The organism is Pseudomonas sp. KH_024_B2 (assembly GCF_057839965.1).
This window is the reverse complement of record NZ_CM174502.1, coordinates 5,164,668-5,189,881: the sequence shown is the minus strand read 5'-3', so window position 1 is coordinate 5,189,881 and position 25,214 is coordinate 5,164,668. Positions and strand designations below refer to the sequence as shown.

The 25,214-nt window shown below is 61.5% G+C and carries 26 protein-coding genes; 13 read left to right on the top strand and 13 right to left on the bottom strand.

The window, feature by feature from the left end:
- Window positions 1–114 precede the first annotated feature (114 nt).
- The 5 genes from AC3I0A_RS24120 to AC3I0A_RS24100 form a co-directional block, all read right to left on the bottom strand.
- Window positions 115–1,101 carry a lysylphosphatidylglycerol synthase domain-containing protein gene (locus AC3I0A_RS24120; RefSeq protein ID WP_489375066.1) on the bottom strand — a complete coding sequence of 329 codons (987 nt, stop codon included), beginning with the start codon at window positions 1,099–1,101 and terminating at the stop codon, window positions 115–117.
- Window positions 1,098–2,384, bottom strand: a complete 1,287-nt coding sequence (gene clsB / locus AC3I0A_RS24115; RefSeq protein ID WP_489375065.1) for a cardiolipin synthase ClsB — start codon at window positions 2,382–2,384, stop codon at window positions 1,098–1,100. Before clsB ends, AC3I0A_RS24120 begins: the two co-directional genes overlap by 4 nt.
- Window positions 2,381–3,184, bottom strand: coding sequence for an endonuclease/exonuclease/phosphatase family protein (locus AC3I0A_RS24110; protein WP_489375064.1), 804 nt, complete (start codon window positions 3,182–3,184; stop codon window positions 2,381–2,383). Before AC3I0A_RS24110 ends, clsB begins: the two co-directional genes overlap by 4 nt.
- Entirely contained in the window at window positions 3,181–4,107 is a 927-nt protein-coding gene (locus tag AC3I0A_RS24105; protein WP_489375063.1) for a DUF72 domain-containing protein, read from the bottom strand. Before AC3I0A_RS24105 ends, AC3I0A_RS24110 begins: the two co-directional genes overlap by 4 nt.
- A gap of 132 nt (window positions 4,108–4,239) precedes the next feature.
- Entirely contained in the window at window positions 4,240–8,562 is a 4,323-nt protein-coding gene (locus AC3I0A_RS24100; protein ID WP_489375062.1) for a DEAD/DEAH box helicase, read from the bottom strand.
- Window positions 8,563–8,876: 314 nt separating this feature from the next.
- Here AC3I0A_RS24100 and AC3I0A_RS24095 point away from each other — a divergent pair, with 314 nt between their 5' ends.
- Together AC3I0A_RS24095 and AC3I0A_RS24090 are read left to right on the top strand one after the other, a co-directional pair.
- The gene (locus AC3I0A_RS24095; protein WP_489375061.1) at window positions 8,877–9,761 is read left to right on the top strand and encodes a sugar nucleotide-binding protein; all 885 of its coding nucleotides are present in this window, start codon (window positions 8,877–8,879) and stop codon (window positions 9,759–9,761) included.
- Window positions 9,754–10,683 (top strand): NAD-dependent epimerase/dehydratase family protein, encoded by a 930-nt coding sequence (locus tag AC3I0A_RS24090; RefSeq protein WP_489375060.1) that lies wholly within the window; start codon window positions 9,754–9,756, stop codon window positions 10,681–10,683. Before AC3I0A_RS24095 ends, AC3I0A_RS24090 begins: the two co-directional genes overlap by 8 nt.
- A gap of 156 nt (window positions 10,684–10,839) precedes the next feature.
- On the opposite strand, the gene AC3I0A_RS24085 is transcribed toward AC3I0A_RS24090, so the two are convergent.
- From AC3I0A_RS24085 to AC3I0A_RS24065, 5 genes are all read right to left on the bottom strand, one after another.
- Window positions 10,840–11,523: an OmpW/AlkL family protein gene (locus AC3I0A_RS24085; protein WP_489375059.1), complete on the bottom strand. Its 684-nt coding sequence runs from the start codon at window positions 11,521–11,523 to the stop codon at window positions 10,840–10,842.
- Between the two features lie 350 nt (window positions 11,524–11,873).
- On the bottom strand, window positions 11,874–12,392 hold the full coding sequence (locus AC3I0A_RS24080; RefSeq protein ID WP_489375058.1) for a DUF3299 domain-containing protein: 519 nt from the start codon (window positions 12,390–12,392) through the stop codon (window positions 11,874–11,876).
- 25 nt (window positions 12,393–12,417) lie between these two features.
- Window positions 12,418–13,683, bottom strand: a complete 1,266-nt coding sequence (locus AC3I0A_RS24075; RefSeq protein WP_489375057.1) for an ABC transporter permease — start codon at window positions 13,681–13,683, stop codon at window positions 12,418–12,420.
- A 1-nt stretch (window position 13,684) separates the two neighbouring features.
- Window positions 13,685–14,395: an ABC transporter ATP-binding protein gene (locus AC3I0A_RS24070; RefSeq protein WP_489375056.1), complete on the bottom strand. Its 711-nt coding sequence runs from the start codon at window positions 14,393–14,395 to the stop codon at window positions 13,685–13,687.
- 146 nt (window positions 14,396–14,541) lie between these two features.
- A complete protein-coding gene (locus AC3I0A_RS24065; protein ID WP_489375055.1) occupies window positions 14,542–15,120 on the bottom strand; it encodes a DUF2796 domain-containing protein in 579 nt (192 codons plus the stop codon).
- Window positions 15,121–15,252: 132 nt separating this feature from the next.
- Between AC3I0A_RS24065 and AC3I0A_RS24060 the strand changes: the two genes are divergently transcribed.
- The gene (locus tag AC3I0A_RS24060; protein WP_489375054.1) at window positions 15,253–15,600 is read left to right on the top strand and encodes a hypothetical protein; all 348 of its coding nucleotides are present in this window, start codon (window positions 15,253–15,255) and stop codon (window positions 15,598–15,600) included.
- 16 nt (window positions 15,601–15,616) lie between these two features.
- Here the strand turns inward: AC3I0A_RS24060 and trxA are convergent, their stop codons facing one another.
- From trxA to AC3I0A_RS24045, 3 genes are all read right to left on the bottom strand, one after another.
- The gene (gene trxA, locus AC3I0A_RS24055) at window positions 15,617–16,489 is read right to left on the bottom strand and encodes a thioredoxin (protein WP_489375053.1); all 873 of its coding nucleotides are present in this window, start codon (window positions 16,487–16,489) and stop codon (window positions 15,617–15,619) included.
- 176 nt (window positions 16,490–16,665) lie between these two features.
- Window positions 16,666–17,322, bottom strand: coding sequence for a class I SAM-dependent methyltransferase (locus AC3I0A_RS24050; RefSeq protein WP_489375052.1), 657 nt, complete (start codon window positions 17,320–17,322; stop codon window positions 16,666–16,668).
- Window positions 17,319–17,780, bottom strand: coding sequence for a hypothetical protein (locus tag AC3I0A_RS24045; RefSeq protein ID WP_489375051.1), 462 nt, complete (start codon window positions 17,778–17,780; stop codon window positions 17,319–17,321). Before AC3I0A_RS24045 ends, AC3I0A_RS24050 begins: the two co-directional genes overlap by 4 nt.
- Before the next feature lie 128 nt (window positions 17,781–17,908).
- On the opposite strand from AC3I0A_RS24045, the gene nrdR reads away from it, so the two are divergent.
- The 10 genes from nrdR to AC3I0A_RS23995 all read left to right on the top strand — a co-directional run bounded on the left by nrdR (window position 17,909) and on the right by AC3I0A_RS23995 (window position 25,072).
- Entirely contained in the window at window positions 17,909–18,373 is a 465-nt protein-coding gene (gene nrdR / locus AC3I0A_RS24040) for a transcriptional regulator NrdR (RefSeq protein ID WP_489375050.1), read from the top strand.
- Window positions 18,370–19,503, top strand: a complete 1,134-nt coding sequence (ribD, locus tag AC3I0A_RS24035; RefSeq protein ID WP_489375049.1) for a bifunctional diaminohydroxyphosphoribosylaminopyrimidine deaminase/5-amino-6-(5-phosphoribosylamino)uracil reductase RibD — start codon at window positions 18,370–18,372, stop codon at window positions 19,501–19,503. Before nrdR ends, ribD begins: the two co-directional genes overlap by 4 nt.
- Window positions 19,504–19,549: 46 nt before the next feature.
- The gene (locus AC3I0A_RS24030; RefSeq protein WP_489375048.1) at window positions 19,550–20,227 is read left to right on the top strand and encodes a riboflavin synthase; all 678 of its coding nucleotides are present in this window, start codon (window positions 19,550–19,552) and stop codon (window positions 20,225–20,227) included.
- 16 nt (window positions 20,228–20,243) lie between these two features.
- Entirely contained in the window at window positions 20,244–21,335 is a 1,092-nt protein-coding gene (gene ribBA, locus AC3I0A_RS24025) for a bifunctional 3,4-dihydroxy-2-butanone-4-phosphate synthase/GTP cyclohydrolase II (protein ID WP_489375047.1), read from the top strand.
- A 90-nt stretch (window positions 21,336–21,425) separates the two neighbouring features.
- Window positions 21,426–21,902, top strand: a complete 477-nt coding sequence (ribH, locus tag AC3I0A_RS24020) for a 6,7-dimethyl-8-ribityllumazine synthase (protein WP_028944446.1) — start codon at window positions 21,426–21,428, stop codon at window positions 21,900–21,902.
- Window positions 21,899–22,399 carry a transcription antitermination factor NusB gene (gene nusB / locus AC3I0A_RS24015; RefSeq protein ID WP_419116606.1) on the top strand — a complete coding sequence of 167 codons (501 nt, stop codon included), beginning with the start codon at window positions 21,899–21,901 and terminating at the stop codon, window positions 22,397–22,399. The genes ribH and nusB overlap by 4 nt, the downstream gene beginning before the upstream one ends.
- Before the next feature lie 28 nt (window positions 22,400–22,427).
- A complete protein-coding gene (thiL, locus tag AC3I0A_RS24010; protein ID WP_489375046.1) occupies window positions 22,428–23,393 on the top strand; it encodes a thiamine-phosphate kinase in 966 nt (321 codons plus the stop codon).
- Window positions 23,390–23,893 carry a phosphatidylglycerophosphatase A family protein gene (locus AC3I0A_RS24005; protein ID WP_489375045.1) on the top strand — a complete coding sequence of 168 codons (504 nt, stop codon included), beginning with the start codon at window positions 23,390–23,392 and terminating at the stop codon, window positions 23,891–23,893. The genes thiL and AC3I0A_RS24005 overlap by 4 nt, the downstream gene beginning before the upstream one ends.
- 145 nt (window positions 23,894–24,038) lie before the next feature.
- Window positions 24,039–24,656, top strand: coding sequence for a GTP cyclohydrolase II (gene ribA / locus AC3I0A_RS24000; RefSeq protein WP_489375044.1), 618 nt, complete (start codon window positions 24,039–24,041; stop codon window positions 24,654–24,656).
- Entirely contained in the window at window positions 24,653–25,072 is a 420-nt protein-coding gene (locus tag AC3I0A_RS23995; protein WP_489375043.1) for an MFS transporter, read from the top strand. Before ribA ends, AC3I0A_RS23995 begins: the two co-directional genes overlap by 4 nt.
- Window positions 25,073–25,214 lie beyond the last annotated feature (142 nt).

The window sequence follows — 25,214 nt, the reverse complement described above, 5'->3', positions numbered from 1 at the left end:
CGAGCAAGCTCGCTCCCACAGGGGATCTGCAGCGTTCACAAATCCTGTGTCCACAGAAGATCCAGTGTGGGAGCGAGCTTGCTCGCGATGGCGGCATCAGCTTCAACGCACCTCTCAAGTCGGCTTCTTCTTCACCCGCAACGCCTTGGCCTTCGCTTCGATCAACAGATACATCAACAGCGCAATCAGCAGTGGCACAATGAAATAAATGGCGCGATAGGCAATCATCCCGGCCAGCACGCTGCTGCGCGATGCCTCATGTTGCAGCAGCGTGACGAACACCGCTTCCAGCACACCGAGCCCGGCCGGGACATGGACAATTATCACGGCGATGCTGCTGATCAGCAAAGTGCCCAGCACCATCGGGTAGTCAAGTTGCCTGGGCAGCAAGGTGAAAACCACCGCGGCCATCAATGACCAGCTGAGCGTGCCCAGTAGCAGTTGCACCAGGGCCATGCGCAACGAAGGCAGGTTGATTGCGATACCGCGTAACGTCCAGGTCCGTCTCCGGGAGAAGTGACAGGCGAGGAGATAGGCCGCACTCAGCACCAGCAACACAAACCCCACCCCTTGCAACGCATCGCTGCTGAGCTTCCAGCCTGGCGGCAGATTAACCAGACCGCTGCTGAATACTGCCCCGGCCAGGGTCATATAGCCCAGCCAGTTCGTGGCAATGCTCAGACCGAGGATCCTGGAGATATTGCCGGTGCTCACGCCCAGGTGCGAATACAGCCGATAACGCATGGCCATACCGCCGATCCAGGCGCCGAGGTTGAGGTTGAAGGCGTAGCTGATGATCCCCACCGGCAACACCTGTCGCCAGCCCAGATCTTGTCGAATATAGGTCCGGCTGATCAGATCAAAGCTGGCGTACACCAGAAAATTCACCAGCGTCAGACCCCCAGCGAGGGCCAGCGTACGCAATTTGTAGTCGGCCAGGGTTTCGATCACTTCCGCCCAGTCGATACGCCGCGCGAGCATCGTGAACAGCACGATCAACAGTAAAAAGAACACAACGCTCAGCGCGCGCTTCAAGCGTTTCCAGCCCGGTTTTCCATGGGCGGTGTGAGGTTGTGCCGGATGTGAGTCGGGAGAGGTCATGGCACCTGTTCCCCGGCGTTATGGATAAAGGGCTTGAGGCGCGGTTTGTGCGCCGGCAGCCAACCGGCCCAGGCCGGAAAGTGCCGCAGAATGTGGAACACCAGAAAACCAATGGTCAAGTGCCATAGCCGCCCGCGAGGGGTGCGGTTTTCCGGCATGCTCGTGCAGTGCTCACGGGTCAGTTCATCGAGTCGTTCGAACAGCTCGCGATTGAACGCACGGTCGCGGATCAGCACATTGGCTTCCAGATTCAGCGCCAGGCTCAGCGGGTCGAGGTTGCTCGAGCCCACGGTGCTCCATTCCTCATCCACCAGCGCGACCTTGCCATGTAATGGCCGGTCGCAATACTCGTAGATAACCACGCCATCCTTGAGCAGATAGTCGTAGAGCAGCCGCGCCGCGAGCTTGGCGACCAGCATGTCCGGCTGACCTTGCAAAATCAGCCGAACCTCGACCCCGCGCCGCGCCGCGTTGCGGATCTCGCGCAGCAAGCGATAGCCGGGGAAGAAATAGGCGTTGGCGATGACCACCCGTCGTCGAGCTTTGCGCAGGACCTGTAAGTACACCTCCTCGATGTCCGTTTGGTGCTCGCGGTTGTCGCGATAAACCAGGCGTACCTGGCCGTCATGTTCACTGAGCGCCAGCTCCTTGCGTCGCAGGTGTCGACGCTGCCACCAATATTTGGCGCGGGCCGGGCGACCATTTTCCAGCAGGACGAAATGATGGATGTCGACCACCGCCGGGCCCTGCACCTCGACCGAGTAATCCTGCTTGGCTTCGGGCCCGAAGTCGGCCAGATGATCGGCAGAAAAATTGATTCCGCCAAGGAAGGCAATTTCGCCGTCGACCACCACGATCTTGCGATGCAGGCGGCGAAACCAGTTGGTGCGCATACCAAAGGTCCGGGGCGCCGGGTCGAATATTTGCAGCCGCACTCCGGCAGCGCTAAAGGCCGCCAGAAACCCGGTGCTCAGTTCACCGCAGCCGAAGCCGTCCAGGCTCATGCTGACCCGCACGCCGCGTTGCGCTGCTTCGATCAGGATGCTTTGCAGCTCGTTGCCAACCTTGTCCTCGAACAGGATGAAGGTCTCAATCAGGATTTCGTTCTGCGCCTGGCGAAGGGCTTCGAACACCCTGGGGAAATACTCTTCGCCATTTTCCAGTAACTGCACCCGATTGTTGCTCTGCCAACCGTACTCGATATCTTCAAGCGCCCGGTCCCGTAAGGATTGGGTTGTGGATAAGTTATCCACCGGGGTTTTCTCCATCGGCGTGCTACTCATAGCTCGACCTCCACCGACAGCGGCGCATGATCGGACAGATGCGACCAAGGGCGTGCCTTCAATACTTTCGGATGCTGCGCCTTCAAATTGCGCACGTAAATCCGGTCCAGACGCAAGGCGGGCAGCCGCGCCGGGAAACTGCGCGCCGGCTTGCCATAGTGTTCGGCGAACACTTCGCGCAAGCCGCTGGGTTTGAGCAGCGCATCGGCACGCTGGCGCCAGTCGTTGAAGTCGCCGGCAACAATCACCGGTGCATCGGCGGGGAGTGCTTCCAGGCGTTGCGCCAATAGCTGCAACTGCTGGCGGCGATGGATTTCGAGCAAGCCAAGATGGGCACAAATCGCGTGCACTTCACGGTCGTCACCGGGCAAGCGCAATACGCAATGCAATATCCCGCGGTTCTCTTGCCTGGAACCTGTGATCGATACGTCAAGGTTGTCATGGCGAATGATCTCGAATTTCGACAGCAGCGCATTGCCGTGGTCGCCATCGGGATACACCGCGTTACGTCCATAGGCGAATTGCGGCCAGATACTGTCGGCGAGGAATTCATATTGCGGCATCGTCGGCCAATTGCTGTAGCGCCGTGGATGACGCTCGTGGATGCCGTGCACTTCCTGGAGAAACACCACGTCGGCGGACACGCTGCGCACCGCTTCGCGCAGTTCCGGCAGGATAAAGTGTCGATTGAGGGCGGTGAAACCCATGTGGATATTGACGGTCAGCACGGTAAAGCGGCAGATCGCGGTGCTGCCCGGGGGGATGTCGCAATGTTCGCCCGTCGGTTCCGTGAGGCTCATGGCAACACCCCAGGCGCCGGTGATTTGCCCGGTTCGGTCGCCAGTGCGGTATCGAGACCCAAGCGCTGCAGCAGGCTGCGGGCATCGAAGGGCGCCCGGACTTTGATGTCATTGTCGAAATAACAAAACACCTCGCGGGTTTTTCGCGCTTTGGGTTTTTGTTCGGGGTCGATCAGGTGCGCATCGGACGGTTGTTTGCCGTGAGTCCAGGTTTCGATTCGATGACCCCAGCGCTCCAGTGCCTCGGGCGTGTAACCGCTGGCGTAGAGCTCTTTGTCACCGTGCAAGCGCATATAAACGAAATCACCGGTCAGGTCTTCGCGGTAGGGCCACTTGCCAGCCGTATCGGCGATAACCAGCGCCGCCCCATAACGCTTGAGCAAGCTGACAAACTCCGGGATGGCAAAGCTTTCGTGGCGGATTTCCACGGCGTGCCATAGCGGTTTTTTCGTATGGGCCTTCAGGCTGGCTTTGCCGTTCAGGCGGGGTTCGTGCTGGCGGGCGAGGGTCGCGGCTTGCTCGGTGCGAGTGGGTAATTGAGCGAGAAAGGCTTCGAACAATACGGGGTCGAATTTGAAGCTCGGCGGGAATTGCCAGAGGATCGGTCCGAGCTTGTCTTTGAGCTCAAGCAGCCCTGAGGCGAAGAAATTGGCCAAGGGTTTGTGGACGTCCCGCAGGCGCAGGATATGGGTGATATAGCGAGGCGCCTTGACGCTGAAAACAAAGTTTTTCGGGGTGTCGGCGTACCACTCGGCATACCGCTGCGGCGTTTGCAACGCATAGAACGAACCGTTGATTTCGATGCTGTTGACCGCCCGCGAAGCGAACTGCAACTCGCGGTCCTGGGTCAGCCCCTCGGGGTAGAAATCACCGCGCCAAGGCTTGTAGCGCCAGCCGGAAATGCCGATATGAATCGCCGCCATGATTCCTCCCGTTCCTTGTCGCTCAATCACCCCACTCTTCAGATGACTGCGTTGTTGACGAGAAAGTTTCGACGGGGCTACAGACGGTGCCAAACCCTGTGGGAGCGGGCTCCCACAGGTCCAGTGTTGTGTTCAGAATTTATGTTGGATCAATTTGCTGCGCAGCTCTGCACTGGCCTGCTGATCCAGTTCCAGCCAGAAATGCTGTTTTCCGGCGATTTCGGCGGCGGCGGGCAAGCCGTCGCGGTAGACCAACCGATTACTGGCCAGCGCCGGGACTTTGCTGCCTGGCAGCAGCGTGCCGGCGAGGTTCAGCGGATCGACGCCGCAGACACCGATCAAGCTGCCGTCATGGGGGCGTCGACGGACTTCTCGCAACAGGGGAATCGCCTCCGGCAATGCAAACTGCTCACCCGCAAGACCGCTGACAAACCGCCCGCCGCGAATCTCGCCTCGGGCCTCCAGTCGATGGAAAGTGCGCAGCAGCTCGCGCCAGCTCGGCAACCAGTCGGCCTCGCGCTCCAGCAGTCGCCAGAACACCACGCCGTAGCGGCGCAGCAAGGTCATGGCGACATGTTCCAGGGTCGCCATCGGGGTTTGTCCGGGGCGAGCATTTTCGCTCACCGCGACAGGCGCAGGGCGTCGCAACAAGGCCCAGCGTCCGGCATCGTCCATCCCGCCGATATAGGCTCCGCGTCCACGATGGCTGCTGCGAGCCTGACGTTTGCTGGCCGGGGTGATCAACGCGCGCAGCCCGGCGAAGCTGTCGGCATTCACCAGCCCGGCGCCCACCAGTTCCTGCAAGGCGATTTCCAGTTCGCTGCGCAGCAGATGAGCTTCATGCAGCAATTCGTCGAAGAACAAGGCGCCGTGTTGGGTCAGGGCCTGGTGGACTTTCCGGGTTTTGGGCGACAACTCGCTGCTGTCGGTCTGTTCGGTCAAGCCGCTCCAGAGCGCAACCTGGCTGCGCGGCAGCAATACGATTGGGGTACTGCGCAGCGCCGCGCTCGCCGGTTTGTTGTGCGCCGTCAAACGGCTCCAGATCACTTTTCCGCTGCGGCACAGGTCATCCAGCCAGCTGGCTGAATAGTCTTTGAACCGCGCTGGAAAAATATCGCTGTCCCACGCCGAAGCTGCCGCCGGATAGCCTTCGAACTGGCCGACGATCTCTGGCAAAACGGCGCGGCCCTGGCCCTGAGTAGCGGTTGAAAGATGCTGCCAGTCGAACAGAAATCGCATGAAGTCCTGCAACGCCACCGGCTCGATTTCCCGCCGCAGGCGTTTGACCGTGTAGCGATGAATGCGCGCCAGCAAATGCCGTTCACACCATTGATCCTGGGTGGCGCCCGGGCTGAAGCGTCCGCGCAGCACATAACCTTCGCCTTCCAGTTGCGCCAAGGCCTGAGTGACGTTGGCCATCGGCAGCGCCAGCGGTTCGGCGATCTCGCTCAATGGCAAAGGACCGAAACCACTGAGGCGGGCGCGGATCACTTCCACCAGCGCCTCATCGAAATCCCAGGCTTCATCGAAGCCGGGCAAGGCCTGCAATGCTGGCTGCAGCGTAGCGTCGGGATAGAGCGCCCGCAGACAGGTCAGCCGCTCCAGCGCCAGCCATAACGACTGCTTGGTATTGATCTGCAAACGGCTGGCGCGGCCACTGTCGGCCAGGGCCTGCAACCAGCTCAGCCACTGCGTATTGGCCTGCGCTTCGGCATCGCTGATGCACGCCAGGCTCATCAGCGCTTCGTGCATTTCATCGACGCCCGTGGGCGCCGGCCAGGCCTCGTCGCGTACCGCCTGAATCGCTTCGCTATCCAGCGCACCCAGATCATCGGTCGATTGCGGGTCGCTCCAGCGGCGGTTGAGTACCGCTTGGGTGCGCCGTTCTTCCAGCGGTGCGTCATCGAGAAAGGTGTAGGGCCGGGCACTGAGAATCTCGGCGGCCAAGGGCGAGGGCGCCGGCAGGTCGCGGCTGATCAGGCGGATTTCACCGTTCTCCATGCGCCGCAGCAAGGCGAGCCAGCCTTCGCTGTCCATGGCGTCGTGCAGGCAGTCATCGAGGGTTTGCTCCACCAGTGGATGTTCGGGAATTTCCCGTTCGCCGGCGAGGTTTTCCAGGCAGGCGATCTGATCGGGAAACACGCTGGCAATCAGGTCTTCACTTTTCATCCGCTGGATTTGCGGCGGGACTTTGCGCCCGCCGGAATAACGCGGCAGGGCCAGCGCGACACTGGCATTCCAGCGCCAGCGCACACCGAACAACGGCGCCTCCAGCACGGCTTGAATCAGGATGTGCTCGGCGCTGTTGCTGTGCAGATAACGCCAGACTTCGTCCAGTTCAAAGCTGTGGCTGGTGGACAGCGACAGCACGATGGCGTCCTCGCTGGCGGCGGCCTGCAATTCGAAATTGAAGGTGCGGCAAAAACGCTTGCGCAGCGCCAGGCCCCAGGCGCGATTGATGCGGCTGCCAAACGGTGTGTGGATGATCAGCTGGGTGCCGCCGGACTCGTCGAAAAAACGCTCCATGATCAGCGTGTCCCGGGATGGCAATGCGCCGAGGGTCAAACGTGCGCGCGCCAGATACTCCACCAGTTGCTCGGCGCTGGCGAGGTTCAGGCCGAGGCTGTCGATCAACCAGTCGAGGCTCGGTTGCAAGTCGCCGGGACTGGCGCCGAGCAGCTCATCGAGTTGCGCTTGCAGGCGCGCCACGGCGAACGACAGTTCCGCACTGCGACCCGGTGCCTCACCGAGCCAGAATGGAATGGTCGGCGGTTGGCCCTGAGCATCTTCGACCCGCACTTTGCCGGTTTCGACCCGCAGGATCCGGTACGAGGTATTGCCCAGCTGGAAGATATCGCCTTTGATGCTTTCGACCGCGAAGTCCTCGTTGACGCTGCCGATGTTCAGGCCCTGAGGCTCCAGCAATACGCTGTAATCGGCGTTGTCCGGGATGGTCCCGCCACTGGTTACGGCGGTCAGTTTGCTGCCGCGACGACCGCGCAGGGTACGGGTCAGGGCATCGCGATGGAGGTAGGCGCTGCGGATGCCCTGACGGCCGTTGTAGCCCTCGGCGAGCATCTGCAATATTGCCTGGAAGTGCGCTTCATCGAGGTCGGCATAGGGCGACGCGCGGCGGATCATTTCCAGCAGCGACTGCTCCTGCCATTCCTGGCAGCTGACCTCGGCGACGATCTGCTGGGCCAGCACGTCCAGCGGTGCCGTGGGGATCAGCAAGGTGTCGAGTTCACCGCGGCGCACGCAGTCGAGCAGGGCCGCGCATTCGATCAGGTCGTCCCGTGTGGTGGCGAACAAGCGTCCCTTGGGCGTACCGCCGACCTGGTGCCCGGAGCGGCCGACCCGTTGCAGAAACGCCGCTATCGAGCGCGGCGAGCCGATCTGGCAGACCAGCTCGACATCGCCGATATCGATACCCAGTTCCAGCGATGCGGTGGCGATCAGCACTTGCAGGTCGCCGCGCTTGAGCCGTTGCTCGGCGTCCATGCGGAACTCTTTGGCCAGACTGCCGTGGTGGGCGGCCACCGCCTCTTTACCCAGGCGTTCGCTCAAATGCCGGCTCAGACGCTCGGCCAGACGCCGGGTGTTGACGAAAATCAGCGTGGTTTTGTGCTCGCGGGCCAACGCGGCGAGTCGGTCATAGACCCGCTCCCAGACATCATTGGCCATCACCGCCGACAACGGCACCGGCGGCACTTCGATAGCCAGATCACGCGGGCGGGCGTGGCCGATGTCGACGATCGCGCACGGCCGATCACGACCGACTAAAAAGCGTGACACTGCTTCGATGGGTTTTTGCGTGGCGGACAGGCCAATGCGCATCAAGGGTTTGCCGCACAACGCCTGCAAACGCTCCAGACTCAGGGTCAGGTGACTGCCGCGCTTGCTGGCGGCGACGGCATGGATTTCATCGACGATGAGCGTACGGGTGCTGGCGAGCATGCGTCGGCCGGAGTCAGAACCGAGCAGTACGTAAAGCGATTCAGGGGTGGTCACCAGAATATGCGGCGCGCTTTTGCGCATCGCCGTGCGGTCTTTTTGGCTGGTGTCGCCGGTGCGCACGGCGGTGTTTATCTGTAATTCGGGCAAGCCCATGCGCTGCAATTGCCCGGTAATCCCGGCGAGCGGGGTTTGCAGGTTGATCTGAATGTCGTTGGATAGCGCCTTGAGGGGGGAAACGTAGACCACCAGCGTCTCGTCTGGCAGTTTGCCGCCATGCTCCAGGCCCTGATGGACCAGATCATCCAGTACCGCGAGAAACGCCGTGAGGGTTTTCCCGGAGCCGGTGGGCGCGGCGACCAGGACCGAGCGGCGCTGGCGAATCAACGGCCACGCCCGGGCCTGGGCGGCGGTGACCGACGGGAAAGTCGCGTTGAACCAGGCGCTGACCGCAGGGTGAAAGCCGGTCAGGGCGCTGTCGGCTGATTCGGGAAGATTCATGGGGAGATTTATGCGACCGGACATGGGAAGTTGCAAGTATTGGCCAAGATTTACCTTGGTTCGCAGGCCGCCTTCGCGGGCAAGCCACGCTCCCACAGGTATTGCGCGGTCCTTGTGGGAGCGGCGGTGCGACGATTCGACTTGCCCGCGAAGGGGCCGTATTGCCGGGCCCTGATTCGGCCGTTCTACACTTTGCGGGTGACGGTTGCGCTGGAAACCCGCAAAATGCAACGATTCTGGCAAATGCCAACGGCAAGGCCACACGGCTTTCCGATAAAAACCATCGTTCTACACAGACTGGGCCTGCTGACTCTATGCGAATGCGCCTTATGTTACTGGGCGGCGGAAATGCCCTTGGGCAAGCGCTGATTCGCCTCGGTGCGGAGGAAGACATCGGTTTCCTCGCCCCCCGTCCGCCGCAAGACGGCTGGGATGCCGCGAGCCTGACGCAACTGCTCGATGACACCCGCCCGGATGCCTTGATCAACCTTGCCTATTACTTCGACTGGTTTCAGGCGGAGGCGGTCGGCGAGGCACGTCTGGCCGGGCAGGAGCGTGCGATCGAGCGGCTTGCCGAGTTGTGCCAGCATCACAATATCGTGCTTGTGCAGCCCTCCAGCTATCGGGTCTTCGACGGCTCGCGAGCGACCGCCTACAGCGAAAAAGACGAACCGGTGCCGCTGGGGCTGCGCGGCCAGGCCTTGTGGCGGATCGAACAGAGCGTACGTGCGACCTGTCCGCAACATGTTTTGTTGCGCTTTGGCTGGCTGCTCGATGACAGCCCCGATGGCACCCTTGGGCGCTTCCTGGCGCGGGCCGAACTACCCGAAGAGCTGCTGATGGCTGACGACCGACGCGGTAATCCGACGCCGGTGGATGACGCGGCGCGAGTGATCATCTCGGTACTCAAACAACTCGACTGTGCGGCGCCGTTGTGGGGCACTTACCACTACGCCGGGCAGGAGGCGACCACGCCGCTGGCATTGGGTCAGGCTATCCTTACCGAGGCCCGTCAGTTGCATCCGCTGGCGATCGAATCACCGACTGCGCAAGCCCATGCTGCGCGCCCTGATGCTGGCGAAGAGCCGCAACACGCGGTGCTGGCTTGCAAGAAAATTCTGCACACTTTCGGGATCAAGCCGCGTGCATGGCGCGCGGCGCTCCCGGGCTTACTGGATAGGTTTTATCGCCATGGCTGACGGCCCTGTTTTGATCACCGGCGGTGCCGGGTTTATTGGTTCGCACCTGGTCGACGCCTTGCTCGCCAAGGGCCATTCGGTGCGGATCCTCGATGATCTGTCCACTGGTAAACGCAGCAATCTGCCGCTGGATAATCCGCGGGTCGAATTGATCGAAGGTGACGTTGCCGATGCCGCGTTGGTGGCGCAGGTGATGATCGGTTGCCAGGCCGTCGCGCATTTGGCAGCGGTGGCTTCGGTGCAGGCCTCGGTGGACGATCCGGTGCGCACTCACCAGAGCAATTTCGTCGGCACCCTGAATGTCTGCGAAGCCATGCGGCAGGCCGGGGTCAAGCGTGTGCTGTACGCTTCGAGCGCGGCGGTCTATGGCAACAATGGCGAAGGCGAGTCGATCGACGAAGACACGCCCAAGGCACCGCTGACGCCTTATGCCGCGGACAAACTGGCGAGCGAGTACTACCTCGATTTCTACCGTCGCCAGCACGGGCTGGAGCCAGTGGTTTTTCGCTTCTTCAACATCTTCGGTCCGCGTCAGGATCCCTCGTCGCCGTATTCCGGGGTGATCAGCATATTCAGCGAGCGAGCGCAAAAAGGCCTGCCGATCACCGTGTTCGGTGACGGTGAGCAAACCCGTGATTTCGTGTATGTCGAAGACCTGGTGGATGTGCTGGTGCAAGCCATCGAGGCTCCACAGGTCGCAGAGGGCGCAGTCAACATCGGGCTGAATCAGGCGACCACGCTCAAGCAACTGCTCGAAGCCCTTGCCGAGGTGGTGGGAGAGTTGCCGCCAGTGGGCTACGGTCCGGCGCGTTCGGGCGATATCCGCCATTCCCGGGCGAACAATCAACGGCTGTTGCAGCGCTTCAAATTCCCCGAGCAGACGCCGATGAGTGTCGGGTTGGCGCGGTTGCTGGGGCACTGAGGTTTATTGAAGTCATGAAGAAGGCGCCTTTTGAGGTGCCTTTTTTTGTCGTCTGCAGACCCTGAGTGTCAGAACTGACGCCTTCGCGGGCAAGCCCGCTCCCACAGGTACGGCGGTGCTCTTGTGGGAGCGGGCTTGCCCGCGAATGAGGTTGAATCAGAACTTGTAGCCAATACCGACCATATAAACCCACGGGTCGACATCCACGTCGACTTTGGTGCGACCAACGCCCAGTGCAGTCGGGCCGTCGACGGTGGCTTCGGTGTCGATGTCGACGTACCAGACCGAGGCGTTGACCAGCACGTGTTCGGTGAGCAGGTAGTCGAAGCCCAGTTGTCCGGAGATACCCACCGAGTCCTTGAGTTTCAGGTTGCTGAAGCCTTCGTTTTTACGCTGGCTGGTCAGTTCTTCGTCGAAGAACAGGGTGTAGTTGATACCGACACCGGCATAGGGCTGGAACTTGGACGAAGCGTCCAGTGGGTAGTACTGCAACGACAAGGTCGGTGGTAGTTGCTTGACGTCGGCAAGCTTGCCGTCCAGCGCCGGGCCAAGGCCTTTGACGCCGACTTCGTGCTGGAAGGGTGTGGCCGCCAGCAGTTCGAGACCGATGTGGTCAGTGATCATGTAGGCGAATGTCAGGCCCAACTGGGTGTCACTGGTCAGGGTCGCTTTGGTACCGGAAATTTTCGCACCGTCGAGCTTTAGCTCACCGCTGTCTTCGTTAGGCGCGGTGGTAATGGCACCAGCACGGGCGATGAAGTCACCGGACTGGTAAGCGTGAGCGAGCGGGGCTGCGAGCGCGAGGGCAAACAGGGAAGCGCTAAGCAAAGACTTGTGCATGGAGTCTCCAAAGGACGATTCAAGTTGACTGTGTCCAATGGTAAAGAGCGTCAGGAACAGGGCTTTGACTCAGCTCAATGAAATGATGATGGGGATAAAAGCGCAGAATTTTCAAGGTGCCACTATTGCGTAGCAGCCTGCGTTCGGCGACGTAGTCGTCGTAAATGCGGAAAACCGGGTCGGCCTGCAGAACCGCAGTGTCTGATCTTACGACTGCTTCAGCCGATCGCGAGCAAGCTCGCTCCCATATTTGATCTCCATTGATTGCAGAATTTGCATCCAACACAAATCCCTGTGGGAGCGAGCCTGCTCGCGATGGCTATCTTGCAGGCGATGAACAACGACCTGACTCACTCCGGCAACTCGTAAACATAGATCTTCTCGGCATCCATCCGATACCCGGCATCGGCCAGGTCGCTGGTGGACGCTTTGACTTGCAACGCACCTTCGATCCAGTACGGCTGATACAGCTCATCGAGCTTCACCCCGACCTCGCTTTTGACGTGGACGATCTGGTTTGACGGTGGTGGCGGCACATGGATGCAAGCGCCGAAATACGGCACCAGCAGAAACTCCGTGGTCCGGCCTGCTTCGCTGACTTCCAGTGGCACGATATAACCCGGCAAGCGGATCCGCTGGCCGTCGAGGCTCTTCACCACCGGGGCATCAGGCATGTCCTGCCTGGTCGCCGGTGCAGCTTCGGCGGACAGGGCGTCGCTCATTTTCGAGAGATCGTGCAACGGCGTCATGTTCGGCACTTGCGGTGCGGCATCCGGCGGGATCATTTCCGACCAGGCCAGGTCTTTCGGCTCGGCGGCCCACAACGGTATGGCGACCAGCAACAACAGCGCAAGCAGGGCGCGGGGCATGGTGTGCCTCCTCATAAACAGATAGTCATAAACGAATGGACAGGCCGTCGGCCAGCGATTGTCGGTAGGCGCGCCAGGCCGGCACGCTGCCCATCAGCAACGCGGCGATCAGGATACCGCCGAGCAGCGTCCACTCATACTCGCTCGGCCAGGCCAGCGGCAGGTACAAACCATAAGTCGACTGCACATAGCCTTGCGCCAGGGCGATGCTCAGGTACAGCAGACCGAGACCGGCAATCACCCCGGACAGCGCCAGGGCAAAGGCTTCAAGCACCAGCAAGGTCGCGATATGCCAAGGCCGGGCGCCGACCGAACGCAGAATCGCCATCTCCCGGCGGCGTTCGTTGAGGCTGGTGAGAATCGCCGTGAGCATGCCGATCAACCCGGTCAGCACCACGAACAACGAAATCACAAACAAGGCTTTTTCCGCCGTGCCCATCATGCTCCAGAGTTCCTGCAAGGCCACGCCCGGGAGGATCGCCAGCATCGGCTCGCCACGGAATTCGTTGATCTCGCGTTGCAGGGCGAAGGTCGAAATCTTGCTGTTGAGGCCGAGCATGAACGCGGTGATGGCTTGCGGCGTCAGGTCCATGTTGCGTGCCTGATCGGCGCTGATGCGGCCGTTGCCTTGCGCTGGCGCGCCGTTATGCCAGTCGATGTGAATCGCCTCCATGCCGCCGAGGCTGATGTGCAGCGTGCGATCCACCGGAGTGCCGGTGCGCTTGAGAATGCCGACCACGGTGAACGGCTTGTCGTCGTGTTTGACCAGGCTGATCACCGCCACGCCGTGGGCCAGCACCAGCTGGTCAGCGAGTTTGTAATGCAGGGCGTCGGCGACTTCGGCACCGAGCACCACTTCAAAAGGGTCGGTATTGAAGGCGCGACCGCTGGCCAGTTGCAGGCTCTGTTGGCGGCCGTATTGGTAGTGCTGGAAGTAGGCGTCGGTGGTGCCCATCACCCGATAACCGCGATGGGAGTCACCAAGGGAAATCGGAATCGCCCACTTTACTTTCGGGTTGTTGGCGAAGTGCTCGAAGCTGTCCCAGCGGATGTTGTTGGTAGCGTTGCCGATGCGGAATACCGAATACAGCAGCAGATTGACCGAGCCTGCGCGGGCGCCGACGATCAGGTCGGTGCCGCTGATGGTGCTGGCGAAACTGGCGCGGGCTTCGGTGCGCACGCGCTCGACTGCCAACAGCAAGCAGACCGACAGGGCGATGGCGAACGCCGTGAGGATCGCGGTAAAGCGGCGGTTAGCCAGGCTGGCCATGGCTAGACGAAACAAATACATCTCAAACCTCGAACGGGGTGGCGGCGCGATTGAGATCGGCCAGCGACAGGTTGCGATCGAACAGCGGCGCCAGGCTCTGGTCGTGGCTGACGAACAGCAGACTGGCCCCGGCTTCCCGGCACTCGGCGAACAACAAACGGATAAACGCCTCACGGGCGTCATAGTCCAGGGCCGAGGTCGGTTCGTCGGCGATCACCAGTTCCGGTTGGCCGATCAGCGCGCGAGCAGCGGCGACCCGTTGCTGCTGGCCGATGGACAGTGAGTCGGCGCGCCGGCTGAGCAGGTTCGGATCTTTCAAGCCCAGGTGGGCGAGCAGGGTCGCGGCGGCCTGGTCGACGCTGCCATGGCGCTGGATCGCGCGGCTGGCGCGTAATTTGGAGAAGTGGCAGGGCAGTTCGACGTTCTCGCGCACCGAGAGAAACGGTAGCAAGTTGAACTGCTGGAAAATGTAGCCCGTGTGGTCGACGCGAAAATGGTCACGGGCACCGGCCGAGAGTTCGGTCAGTTCCTGGCCCAGCAGGCGAATGCTGCCGCGATTGGGCTTCTGCACCCCGCCGAGCAAGCCGAGCAGGGTGGTTTTGCCACTGCCGCTGGGGCCTTTGAGAAACAGCGTTTCACCGGCTTCGAGGCGAAACGCCGGGATGTCCAGCAATTGCGGATGGCCGGGCCAGCTGAAGCCCAGGTCGGACAGTTCGATAAGTGCTTGGGTCATGTGGCCGATTTCATGGGTGTTGAGTTCTTGTGGGAGCGGGCTTGCCCGCGAAGAAGTCACTGCGGTCTGTCAGATGAACCGCGTCTTCGTTCTTCGCGGGCAAGCCCGCTCCCACAGGTTCAGTGTCAAACCTGAGCTCTCTTGATTCAGAACTTCAAGATGGCAGCCTTGGCTGTCGCTTCAACGCCTTGCTGGCCACTCGGACTAATGAGTTGTACCTGAATTTTCCGGGTGGCGGGGAAGGTCTTGAAGACTTGCGTCAGGTCCAGACTCTTCAGCGCGGCCGGTGTGGCGCAGGTGAATTGGTAATGGGCGTGGATCTCGCTGTGTTCGTCATGATCTTCATCTTTGTCGTGATCATCGGCATCCGGCTTGTCGCCGAACAGCGGGCTTTCCAGTTCCTGCTTGGCGACCACGCAACCGGCGGCTTTTGGCAGGCTGAACAGCACCAATGGTTGCTCCAGCTGAGCGCGGACCGCGGCGACTTTGGCTTTGTCCTTATCGGTGCTGGCAACGTGTTCAAAACCCACCAGGTTCATCGCCGGGCTTTCCAGTTCCAGCTCCAGGGATTGACCGTCCAGCACCGCGTTCAAGTGCCCGACGCCATGTTCATGGGCGCCGAGGCTGCCGTGTTCTTGCTCGTGATCATGATCATGGACCTCGGCGGCATGAGCGACAGCCAGCGGCAACAGGGCAAACGGCAAGGCGAGAAGCAGGCGGCGCATAGCAAGTCTCCGGGAGGGAATATGAAATTATGTTATGTGATCTTATAACAATAGTGGCGAGAGTTTGACCCTCTGCTTGGCGTTGCGCAAGACGCATGGGAGCATGCTCATCAGAAACTTGAGGGAAAACCTATGTTGCGGATTCGTGGAAGCATCGGCGACTGGCCGGTGGATTTGACCCTGGAGCTCGATGAGGGGGATTGGGCGCAGCTGGGTGCGCAGTTGCAGGCGAGCAAGCCTGAGAGCAGTGCGCCTGCGACCAAGCCGGTGAATCAGGACGAGGCGCTGTGGCAGATCGCCAAGGACCTGTTGCGCAAGGCCGGACAGATGAGTGGACCGGATCTGCTCGAGCAGATGGAAGCCCTGACCGGCAGCGCCGCAGCCGGCAAACGCTTGCTGGTGCGCCTGCGCCACTGCGCTGAGGTCAAGGTGCAGAGCGGCGCAGATACGCCGCTCTACAGCTGGCGCGAGCCAGCGTAGGCGCGTGTAAGCCCGATCAATACAACGCGGCGAACAACTTGCGGCGGTAAGTGGTGACCAGTGGGTGATCGTTACCCAGCAGGTCGAACACTTGCAGCAAGGTCTTGTGCGGCAGGCCTTCGCTGTAGCTGCGGTTGCGGATGAACAGCTTGAGCAAGGCGTCCAATGCAGCGTCGTATTGCTGACGGGCCAGTTGCTGAACGGCCAGTTGGTAGACGGCTTCATCGTCCAGCGGGTTTTGCGCCAGGCGGGTTTTCAGGTCGGCGACGTCCGGCAGGTCTGCGGCCTGTCCCAGAAACTTCAACTGCGCCTTGGCACCGGCCAGTGCAGCTTTGTGCTCGTCACCCGAGACCGCGTCGAGCACGATCTGCGCTTCGCCCAGCTCGCCACGTTCGGCCAGGCAGCGGGCGTACAGAATCAACGCTTTGGCGTTGCTGTTGTCTTCGCCCAGCAAGGTTTTCAGCGTAGTTTCGGCGTCGGCGAAACGGCCTTCGTCGAACAGTGCCTGAGCTTGCTCGAAGGGGTCGGCAGCAGCCGGTGGCGGCATCTGTACATGAGGCTCAAGCAGGGCGCGGACTGCGGACTCCGGTTGCGCACCGGCAAAGCCGTCCACCGGTTGGCCGTCCTTGAACAGCACCACGGTCGGCAGGCTGCGGATGCCGAAGCGGGAAACGATGTCCGGTTCGGCGTCGCAATTGACCTTGGCCAGCAGCAACTCGCCCTGATAGCTCTCGGCGATCTGCTGCAGCATCGGCATCAACGCCTTGCACGGCGCACACCATTCGGCCCAGAAATCCACCAGCACCGGTTTGTGGAAAGAGTTCTCGATCACCGACTGATCGAAATCGGCAGTGCTGGCGTCGAAGATATACGGCGTGTCTTGACTCATGGGGCATCTCTTGGAAGCGTGAATGGGCTCACTATAAGGGCTGGAGGGGGGTGGCTGAAAGCGGGGTGACGGTGATCGTTCCCACGCTCTGCGTGGGAATGCCTCTATGGACGCTCTGCGTCCACTGTGACGCAGAGCGTCACGGGCTGCATTCCCACGCGGGAGCGTGGGAACGATCATTCGCGCCGCGCGTGGTACAGGCTCACGTTGCGAAATTCTTCAGGCTCCGCTAGATCCGGCAAGGTAAACGCTTGGAGCATTTCCAGCCGCTGATACAGCGGATGCCGAAAGTCCCGCACTCGCGAATCCGCCACCAGCGCTTCTTGCCCTCGGCTCAGAAACTCATCGAGCAACGGCAGATTGGCCCGGTCGTAGAGCACATCGGCAACCAGAATCAGATCAAAGCGATCCGCCTCGGCGAAAAAGTCCGTCGAGTAGTTCAGCTGCACATTGTTCAGTTCGGCATTCGCCCGGCAGGCCGCAATCGCCAGTGGATCAAGATCGCAGGCCACCACTTCCAGCGCACCGGCCTTGGCCGCGGCGATCCCGGCAACCCCGGAACCGGCACCGAAATCCAGCACCCGCTTGCCTTCGACCCACTGCGGGCGCTCGGCGAGATAGCGCGCCAACGCCAGGCCGCTGGCCCAGCAGAAACTCCAGTAAGGCGGCTCATGCAGAATTCGCCGGGTTTCTTCCGGCGTGAAGGCGCGGTCCATGTTTTCGGCGTCGATCAGCCAGAGTTTCAGCCCGGTTTCTGGCAGCTGACAGGCGACAAGCTTTGCGTCGCCGAGCAAATCACCGAGGGCCTGTTGCAGGTCGAGCGGTGCAATCATGGCGCTTTGACGAATTGCAGCTGACCCAAGGCCTGGGTGGTCGGTTGATTGATGCGTTGCGCCGGCAAATGCAGAATCAGTTGCCCGGACTGGCTGGCGCGGCCGCGCAATTCAACGCGAGCACCGACCGGGAAGGCCTCCGGATTGAAGCGCAGGCGGAACGCCAGCACCTGGTCGTTGCCGATCAGGTTGGAGTTGGCCAGCAATTGTTGCGGCCGGCCGCGCTCGTCGATCACCAGCAGCGCCAGTTCGACTTCAGCGCCGGTCGGCACGCCCTGCAGGGTGCCGCTCAATTCACGTTGAAAGACCGGCAGCGGGCCGAGGCTGGCCGATGCCTGAGCTTTCTTCTGCGCCTGCTGTGGCGCCGGCCCAGGCAGAGGCGGTGCGGGTTTGGGCGCACTGCTGCACGCGACCAGCAGGCCGAAAAGACTGAGCAAAACGAGCGGTCGTAGCGGCATGTGAAGCTCCAGCAAGGCTAAGTTCCGTGTGCAGACATAATAGCCAGTCTATATACCGTAAAGCCTATGGCTTGTCTTGCCAGTGGGATGCGCTACCATGGCCCTCCCTTTTTTTGTTGCCTGCCACCATGCACTGTCCCTTCTGCGGTGCCAACGACACCAAGGTCATCGACTCACGTCTGGTCGCCGAAGGCGAACAGGTGCGCCGCCGGCGTGAATGCCTGGCCTGCGGTGAGCGTTTCACCACCTTCGAAACCGCCGAACTGGTGTTGCCGCGCCTGATCAAAACCGACGGCAGCCGTCAGCCATTCGACGAAGAAAAACTGCGCGCCGGCATGCAGCGCGCCCTGGAAAAACGTCCAGTGAGCGTCGAACGCCTGGAAGCCGCGCTGGCGCACATCAAGCACAAGCTGCGGGCGACTGGCGAACGTGAGGTCAAATCACTGGTGGTCGGTGAACTGGTGATGGCCGAGCTGCAAAAGCTCGATGAAGTCGCGTATATCCGTTTCGCCTCGGTTTATCGGCGCTTCCAGGACCTCAACGAGTTCCGCGAAGAGATCGATCGCCTCGCTCGTGAGCCTGCCAAAGAATGACTATTGCCTCTGAACAAGCGGTCCTCGACGCCCACTACATGGCTCGAGCCCTGGAGCTGGCGCGCAAAGGCCTCTATACCACTCACCCGAACCCGCGCGTCGGTTGTGTGATCGTGCGTGACGGGCAGATTGTCGGCGAAGGCTGGCATGTGCGCACCGGCGAGCCCCATGCCGAAGTCCACGCCTTGCGCGCCGCCGGTGAAAACGCCCGGGGCGCTACCGCTTATGTGACCCTCGAACCTTGCAGCCATCACGGTCGCACGCCGCCCTGTGCCGATGCGCTGGTGCATGCCGGCGTGGCCCGGGTCGTCGCGGCCATGCAGGACCCGAATCCGGAAGTCGCCGGTCGTGGCATGCAGCGTCTGGCTCAGGCTGGCATAGCGATCCACAGCGGCGTACTCGAAGGCGAGGCGCGGGCGATCAATCAAGGTTTTCTCAAGCGCATGGAACACGGCCTGCCCTTTGTGCGGGTCAAACTGGCCATGAGCCTGGACGGTCGCACCGCCATGGCCAGCGGCGAAAGCCAATGGATCACTGGCCCGGCCGCGCGTTCCGCGGTGCAGCGCCTGCGTGCCCGGGCCAGTGTGGTGCTGACCGGCGCCGACACGGTGTTGGCGGACGGTGCCCGGTTGACCGTGCGCGCCGATGAGCTGGGGCTGGATGCCGAGCAGACAGCGCTGGCGCTCAGCAGACCACCCTTGCGCGTGCTGATCGATGGCCGCCTGCGGGTGCCGCTCGATGCGCCGTTCTTCAAGGCCGGCCCGGCATTGGTCGCCACCTGTGTCGCGGTGGAGGAGCAATACGCCAATGGCCCGGAATGCCTGATCGTGCCCGGCCTCGATGGCCAGGTTGATCTGCGCAAGCTGCTAACCGAACTGGCGGCCCGCGGGGTCAACGAGGTGCTGGTGGAAGCCGGTCCGCGTCTGGCGGGGGCTTTCGCTCAGCAAGGTCTGGTGGACGAATATCAAATCTTCATCGCCGGCAAGTTTCTCGGCTCATCGGCGCGTCCATTGCTGGACTGGCCGCTTACGCTTATGAGTGAGGCGCCGCAGTTGAAAATCATTGAAATCCGCGCGGTTGGCGATGATTGGCGAGTCATCGCCATTCCTGTGCCATCAGCCGGCGTATAATTCCCGGTCTGCGCCAAGCACAGGCCCTGTTCTCGAGGAGGACTCCATGTTTACCGGCATCATCGAATCCATCGGCAGTATTCGTGCATTGACCCCAAAAGGCGGCGATGTGCGGGTCTACGTAGAAACCGGCAAGCTCGACCTGAGTGACGTCAAACTCGGCGACAGCATCGCGGTCAACGGCGTCTGCCTGACGGCGGTTGAACTGCCGGGCAATGGCTTTGCGGCGGATGTCAGTCGCGAAACCCTCGACTGCACCGCGATGAATGACCTGAAAAGCGGCAGTCCGGTCAACCTGGAAAAAGCCCTGACCCCGACCACCCGCCTCGGTGGGCATCTGGTCAGCGGCCACGTCGATGGCGTGGGCGAAGTGGTTGCCCGTACTGAAAATGCCCGGGCCGTGGAGTTCCGCATCCGGGCTCCGAAAGACCTGGCCAAGTACATCGCCCACAAAGGTTCGATCACCGTCGACGGCACCAGCCTGACGGTGAACGCGGTCGATGGCGCCGAGTTCTTGCTGACGATCATTCCGCACACCCTGAGCGAAACCATCATGGCGTCGTACCAGCCGGGTCGCCGGGTGAATCTGGAAGTGGACTTGCTGGCACGTTATCTGGAGCGCCTGTTGCTGGGCGACAAGGCCGCAGAGCCAAGCGACTCCTCGCAAAAGCCGGGTAACATTACCGAAAGCTTTCTGGCCGCCAACGGCTACCTCAAATCCTGACCCAAGGGGGTGCCTTGTGGCGCTCAATAGCATCGAAGAACTGGTTGAAGACATCCGCCAAGGCAAGATGGTCATCCTCATGGATGACGAAGACCGCGAGAACGAAGGCGACCTGATCATGGCCGCCGAGTGCTGCCTGCCCGAGCACATCAACTTCATGGCCAAGCACGCCCGTGGCCTGATCTGCATGCCGATGAGCCGCGAGCGTTGCGAACTGCTCAAGCTGCCGTTGATGGCACCGCGCAACGGTTCCGGTTTCGGCACCAAGTTCACCGTCTCGATCGAAGCCGCTGAAGGCGTCACCACCGGTATTTCCGCTGCCGACCGTGCGCGCACCGTGCAGGCCGCCGCCGCCAAAGACGCCAAGGCTGAAGACATCGTCAGCCCGGGCCACATCTTCCCGCTGATGGCCCAGGCCGGCGGTACGCTGGCCCGCGCCGGCCACACCGAAGCCGCCTGCGATCTGGCACGGATGGCTGGTTTCGAGCCGAGCGGAGTGATCTGCGAAGTGATGAACGACGACGGCACCATGTCCCGTCGTGCCGAACTCGAAGCCTTTGCTGCCGAACACAACATCAAGATCGGCACCATCGCCGACCTGATTCACTACCGGATGATCCACGAACGTACCGTTCAGCGGATTGCCGAGCAGCCATTGGACAGCGAACTGGGCCAGTTCAATCTGGTGACCTATCGTGATTCAGTGGAAGGCGACGTGCACATGGCGCTGACCCTGGGCACCATTTGCGCTGACGAGCCGACCCTGGTCCGCGTGCACAACATGGACCCGCTGCGCGACCTGTTGATGGTCAAGCAGCCCGGCCGCTGGAGCCTGCGTGCGGCCATGAGCGCAGTGGCCGAGGCCGGCAGCGGTGTGGTGCTGTTGCTCGGTCACCCGCTCGATGGTGACGTGGTGCTGGCGCATATCCGTGAAACCGCGGAGCACCTTCCGGTAAAAAAACCGACCACCTACAGCATCGTCGGTGCCGGTTCGCAGATCCTGCGTGACCTCGGCGTACGCAAAATGCGCCTGATGAGTGCACCAATGAAATTTAATGCGATATCCGGTTTCGATCTGGAAGTTGTAGAATACGTGCCCTCCGAATAAAGACCGGCTGTTCCGGCCTTTGATTCGCGGTTCAAATATCACTGAGGGACGTGTACTGAACGCGTCCCGGCTCTTTAAGAGATTTGTCGAATGACCCTGAAGACCATCGAAGGTACCTTCATCGCCCCCAAAGGCCGCTATGCCCTGGTGGTCGGCCGCTTCAACAGCTTCGTCGTCGAAAGCCTGGTGAGCGGTGCCGTGGATGCCCTGGTTCGCCATGGCGTGAGCGAAAGCGACATCACCATCATCCGTGCGCCTGGCGCCTTCGAAATTCCGCTGGTTGCGCAGAAAGTCGCTCAGCAAAGCGAATACGCGGCGATCATCGCCCTGGGTGCGGTCATTCGTGGCGGCACTCCGCATTTCGAATACGTGGCTGGCGAATGCACCAAGGGCCTGGCCCAGGTGTCCATGGAGTTCGGCGTGCCGGTCGCCTTCGGCGTGCTGACGGTCGACTCGATCGAGCAAGCTATTGAACGTTCCGGCACCAAAGCCGGTAACAAAGGTGCCGAAGCTGCCTTGTCCGCTCTGGAAATGGTCAGCCTGCTGGCGCAGTTGGAGGCCAAGTGATTAGCGACGAAAGCGATCGTTTCAACCCGCGCGATCCGAAACCTGCGGACGCTGGCAAGCCATCCAAGAGCGTCAAGCGTCGCGAAGCCCGTCAGCTCGCGACTCAGGCGCTGTATCAATGGCACATGGCCAAGACTTCGCTGAACGAGATCGAAGCGCAGTTCCGGGTCGATAACGATTTCACCGACGTCGATTCGGCGTACTTCCGTGAAATCCTGCACGGCGTGCCGGCGCACAAGACCGAGATCGATTCTGCGCTCGCTCCGTGCCTGGACATCACCATTGACGAGCTCGATCCGGTTGAACTGGCGGTCCTGCGCCTGTCCACCTGGGAGCTGCTCAAGCGCGTCGACGTTCCATACCGCGTGGTGATCAACGAAGGGATCGAACTGGCCAAGGTCTACGGTTCCACCGACGGCCACAAGTTCGTCAACGGTGTGCTCGACAAACTGGCCCCGCGTCTGCGTGAAGCTGAAGTGAAGGCGTTCAAGCGCTGATTGGCGCTTGAAATGTCGACACGAAGCCATGGGCGAGTTTGAACTGATCCGTAACTACTTCGCTGCCGCGCCTTGTGCGCAGGCAGGCGAAGGCGTTGCATTGGGGATCGGCGATGATTGCGCCTTGCTGGCTGTTCCCCCAGGGGAACAGTTGGCTATCTCCACCGACACCCTCGTGGCCGGTGTGCATTTCGCAGACCCCTGCGACCCCTTTCTGCTCGGTCAGCGTTCGCTGGCGGTGGCGGTCAGCGATCTGGCCGCCATGGGCGCATCACCTCTGGCATTTACCCTTGCCCTGACCTTGCCGACGGATGCTGCCGATTGGCTGCAAGCCTTTGCCCGTGGTTTGAACGCCATGGCGCAAAGCTGCGGCGTGCGGCTGGTAGGCGGCGATACCACTCGCGGTCCGTTGAGTCTGACCATGACCGTGTTCGGCCGCGTGCCGGCAGGTCTGGCCCTGACCCGCAGCGGCGCGCAACCGGGTGATTTGTTGTGTGTCGGCGGCGAACTGGGGAATGCGGCGGGCGCCTTGCCGCTGGTGTTGGGGCAGCGCACAGCCGAACCGGCTATCGCCGAGCCGTTGCTGACGCACTACTGGTCGCCACAACCGCAACTCGCGTTGGGCCAGGCATTGCGCGGCAAGGCGACCTCGGCGCTGGATATCTCCGATGGCCTGCTCGCCGACTGCGGGCATATCGCTTTGGCTTCAGCTGTCGGCTTGCTGATCGAAAACGAAAAGCTGCCGTTGTCCAAGGCACTGCTGGCGTTTCTCGGCGAGAATGCGGCCCGGGTTGCAGCCCTCAGCGGCGGCGATGACTACGTGCTGGCCTTTACCTTGCCGCCCGCCGAGCTGCCGCAGTTGCTGGCGGATGGCTGGCCGGTGCAGGTGATCGGTCGCGTCGTGGCCGGGCAGGGCGTAACCCTTTTAGCCGCCGACGGACAAGACATCACCCCGGCTACCCGGGGTTATCAACATTTCCAGGAGACACCGTGACAGATCATCCCAAACAGGGCTCGGCAGAGTTCGTGCCGCCTTCGGTCTGGCGTAATCCCTGGCATTTCCTGGCGTTCGGCTTCGGTTCGGGCACCTTGCCCAAAGCGCCCGGCACCTGGGGTTCGTTGGTTGCGCTGCCCTTTATCCCGTTGTGGCAGATGTTGCCCGATTGGGGTTACTGGCTGATGCTCGGCATCACCATGCTGTTCGGCTTCTGGCTGTGCGGCAAGGTTGCCGATGATCTGCGGGTCCGCGACCACCAGGGCATCGTCTGGGACGAAATGGTCGGGATGTGGATCACCCTGTGGCTGGTGCCGCAAGGTTGGTACTGGTTGTTGGCGGGATTCCTGATGTTCCGCTTCTTCGACATTCTCAAGCCATGGCCGATTCGCTGGATCGACCGGCATGTGCACGGCGGTGTCGGGATCATGCTCGATGACGTGCTGGCCGGTGTGTTTGCCTGGTTGGCGATGCAAGGCCTGGTGTGGTACTTCGTCTGAGGGATCGAAAACAGCAAGCCAGCGGGATAGTGATCGAACATCTTGATCGTTATAGCCGATAATTCAGCCTAAGCGTCTGTTGGAACCTGCTGTTACAATGCCGCCTCTGCGAATCTCCAGTCCTCATACAGATCAGGAGCACACGGTGCCCGTCGTTTTCGTCGCTGCTTCCAAGCTGCCAACCCCTTTTGCGCAATTCACCATGCATGGCTTTCTCGATGAAGCCACTGGCCGCGAGCACGTTGTACTCAGCCTGGGTGACTTCGCTGACGGCACACCGGTGCTCGGCCGGTTGCACTCTGAATGTCTGACCGGCGATGCCTTGTTCAGCCAGCGTTGCGACTGCGGCTCGCAACTCGAGGCTGCCTTGCAGGCGATCGCCCGCGAAGGCCGTGGCGTGTTGCTGTATTTGCGTCAGGAAGGTCGGGGCATTGGCTTGCTGAACAAGATTCGCGCCTATGAATTGCAGGATGGCGGCGCCGACACCGTTGAAGCCAACGAGCGTCTGGGCTTTGCTGCCGATCAGCGCGACTACGCCATCTGCCTGCCGATGCTTGAGCATCTGGGGGTGAAATCCTTGCGCCTGATGACCAACAACCCGCGCAAGGTCAAAGCGTTGACCGAGATGGGCATCGTGGTCGCCGAGCGCGTGCCGCTGCACACCGGGCACAACCCGCACAACAAACTCTACCTGGCCACCAAGGCCAACAAGCTCGACCACATGATGGGCAACGAGCACCAGGGCGAGGCTGATCGGGCGTGACCCGCGGTCAAGTGCGGCGGCGTCTGTCCGTCAGCTGGTGGCAATACCTGGCGCTGTCCTTGTTGCCGCTGTTGGTGATTAACGCTGTGTTCGGCAAGACTGAGGCTGTGTTGCCGGTTCTGGCGATGCCGTTCTTTATCGCCGGCATGGCATCGATGTTCGTCAGCCTGCGTTTCTTCGGCGGCTACAAGCATGCCTTGATCGCCACCCAGAAAGCCCTCGACACCCCTGAAGAACCTGCCGCCTGGGTTGCTTTGGCTGCCAAGCGCCGGACAGCGTTCCTGGCCGCCGGGCTGCCGGCGTGGATCGCTGCGCTGGCGGTGTTCGTCGGTCTCGAAGCGGTGCCGCTGATTCTGCTGGCGCTGTCCACGACGGTGCTGTTCTACCTCTACCGCATTCCACGTCAGCTCGGTTGATGCGCAATTGGCTGGCGGTTCTGCTGTGAGTTGATAGCGCCGGATTTGTGAGACCGAGGCGCCTGCTTCGCGGGCAAGCCACGCTCCCACAGGAGTACGCAATCACCTGTGGGAGCGGGCTTGCCCGCGAAGGCGTCGGTGT